Origin of the sequence: Nostoc paludosum FACHB-159 (assembly GCF_014698835.1) — a bacterium.
GTDB lineage: Bacteria > Cyanobacteriota > Cyanobacteriia > Cyanobacteriales > Nostocaceae > Nostoc > Nostoc paludosum.
This window is the reverse complement of the sequence record NZ_JACJTU010000156.1, coordinates 1-2,470: the sequence shown is the minus strand read 5'-3', so window position 1 is coordinate 2,470 and position 2,470 is coordinate 1. Positions and strand designations below refer to the sequence as shown.

Below are 2,470 nucleotides of genomic sequence, written 5' to 3'. Positions count from 1 at the left end.
TGCCTTCAAACCCTCATTTTCTCGTACTGCCAGATGGCGATCGCTCCTTCCGTGCAAATCCTTGTAACTCTCTCCTGGTAAGCTTTCATGATTCGCGGATGAGTCTAATAGATTTCATTGTGCTATGGCAAAACGCTGGCTGTTTTAAAAGAAAACTACAAAAGCTTTTGCTCGATTTCCTCAAGCTTTTGATTTAATCTATCCTTTTCTGTTTGGTTTTCCTGAATTTGGTCTTCTAGCTTGAATTTTGTCGCAACATCCGTTTCAATACGGTATGCTTGGCGCAGCCGTTCCAGTTTTTTGCTTACGAGGTCATACTGTTCTTCGACTGAATCCCGTTCTTGTTCTAATCTTCGACGCTGGCCGTCTGTTAATACCCCACTTCTTTGAGAAGGGGTGGAAGTTGTAGGTGTAGTATTTTGAGAAGCGGTTGAGGAAGAAGTTTTTGATTTGGCAATTTCTTCAACTACTGTGCGAATCCCTTGAGCGACATTTAAAAAAGCCTCATCTTGGTCTTGCCACGTTGTCACAGGTTTAGCGTTTTTAGGGAGTGCTTGCAGTTTCCCAAAAGGCGCACCATTCCAGTCTGACGGCTTAATAATAATGGGGATTACACGAGCTTGTCGTGTTTCATGTCGCTCCATTGCTCGTTTCATTTCTTTGTCATAGCAGTAATCTGAAGCCAGAAAGTTAGCACTTACCAGGAGCAGAATGATATCTGCAACTTCAAGATTTTCATCGATCGCATTTGCCCATTCAGTACCAGCAGTGATTTGGCGATCGTGCCAAGCCTCAATAACTCCCTGACGTTTCATCATAATCAGATGATTCGCCAACTCGTCACGCAAGGCTTCATCTTTATGGGAGTAGGAAAAAAATACTTTAACTGGATTAGACATATTCTTGAATAGACTTGATTAAATAGCTGTATACGAGTATGTAAGTTAATTTGACGAAACTCAAAGCCTAAATAAAGACTAGCAGAATTAGATAGTGTACTTCAGACTTTTTGAAATCTGCTGTAATTTGGCGATCGCTATTGACCAATTTTTAAAACAAATAAAACGATGTGTCCAACAGTTTGTATTAAAAGGCGCATCGCAGTTTAATGTCCCCACTTTTTTTGTGGTGACTTGTACTTAGGCTCGTTCTGAATTCTGACTTCCGGCTTCTGTTTTAAGTTTTCACTTTTACCTTATTTGGTGATTTCTGAATTAACAAATTTGTCAATTGATGATTGCGATTAAACAGAGCAAAGAAAGCTAGGATAATAACGCCGATGATGGCGATCGCTGTTCCTGATGTCTGTGCAAAAATAATCACAATTTGGTAGCGTATGGCATCAGTAGGATTTGCCCCAGCAAGGATTTGACCAGTCATCATTCCCGGTAAACTAACCAGTCCCATCACCATCATTGAATTAATAGTCGGAATCATTCCTGTTCTCAAGGCTTCTTTGATAGTTTGATGTGCAGCTTCCCAACGGGTTGCGCCCAGACTCAGTAGCGCCTCTATTTCCCCCCGACGATTGGTCAAGTCTTCCATAAACCGATCTAAACTCAAGGATGTACCCGTGAGCGCATTACCCAACACCATACCCAAAAAGGGAATGAGATATTGAGGTTCGTACCAGGGTTCTACGCGCAGAATACCGCTAACTACTATTCCCGTGACTAAAAACGAACCACTCAAAAGCGAAATAAAATTATTCCAATAAATACTAGTAAATCGTCTACGCGTGCGATTAACACTGGATATACCAGCAATAACCGTCATGCCCAAAGCTAAAAGTATGATTAACACAGGGTTGCTGAGAGCGAACACCCACTGCAATATGTATCCCACCATCAACAGCTGCGCTACCATCCGTAAAGAAGCTATTGCTAGACTTTGTTCAAGCCCCAACCGCAGACCAAAAGAAAGCCCCAAATTGATAAGAATAAAAAAAGTTGCTAAAGACAATTGTCCATAACTAATCTGGATATACTTGGTTTCCATCACTCTCTTTCCTTTAACAAAGCAGCAATATTGAGTTGGGGACTTCCAGAGAATCAATTAATCAATTTATTTAAATCATATTCTTCTTTCTCCCCCTTGCTGCCTGCTCCCTGCCAAGAACTGCCATCTATTTGTATCAATTTATATCATCTCCGCATAATTAGTTATAATTCCCACAGTCATTGCACCCCAAAGAGCCAAAGCTACGCTTCGTCTCCCCTCCACGCAAGCGGGGCTACCGTGTACACACAAGTCTTTTAAAGTTGTTGCCTAATACACAGAAAGTTAATTTTTGCTCTTCGATGCAACAAAGGTGCAAAGCGATGCAATAAAGGTGCAAGGCAATGCAACAAAGGTGCGAGGCAATGCAACAAAGGTGCAAGGCGATGCAACAAAGGTGCAAGGCGATGCAACAAAGGTGCAAGGCGATGCAACAAAGGTGCAAGGCGATGCAACAAAGGTGCAAGGCGAT

The 2,470-nt window shown here is 41.9% G+C and carries 4 protein-coding genes; 1 reads left to right on the top strand and 3 read right to left on the bottom strand.

Going from position 1 to position 2,470, the window contains the following annotated elements; translation table 11 throughout:
* Positions 1 to 197, top strand: a 197-nt coding sequence (locus H6H03_RS40010) for a hypothetical protein (protein ID WP_206758008.1), incomplete at its 5' end; no start/stop codon positions are given.
* Here H6H03_RS40010 and H6H03_RS39675 read toward each other — a convergent pair.
* The 3 genes from H6H03_RS39675 to H6H03_RS39665 form a co-directional block, all read right to left on the bottom strand.
* Positions 156 to 899: a TIR domain-containing protein gene (locus H6H03_RS39675; protein ID WP_190960437.1), complete on the bottom strand. Its 744-nt coding sequence runs from the start codon at positions 897 to 899 to the stop codon at positions 156 to 158. The genes H6H03_RS40010 and H6H03_RS39675 overlap by 42 nt on opposite strands.
* Positions 900 to 1,176: 277 nt before the next feature.
* Entirely contained in the window at positions 1,177 to 1,998 is an 822-nt protein-coding gene (locus H6H03_RS39670; protein WP_190960436.1) for an ABC transporter permease, read from the bottom strand.
* Positions 1,999 to 2,255: 257 nt separating this feature from the next.
* Positions 2,256 to 2,470: hypothetical protein (locus H6H03_RS39665; RefSeq protein ID WP_190960435.1), on the bottom strand; the 215-nt coding region annotated here is incomplete at its 5' end.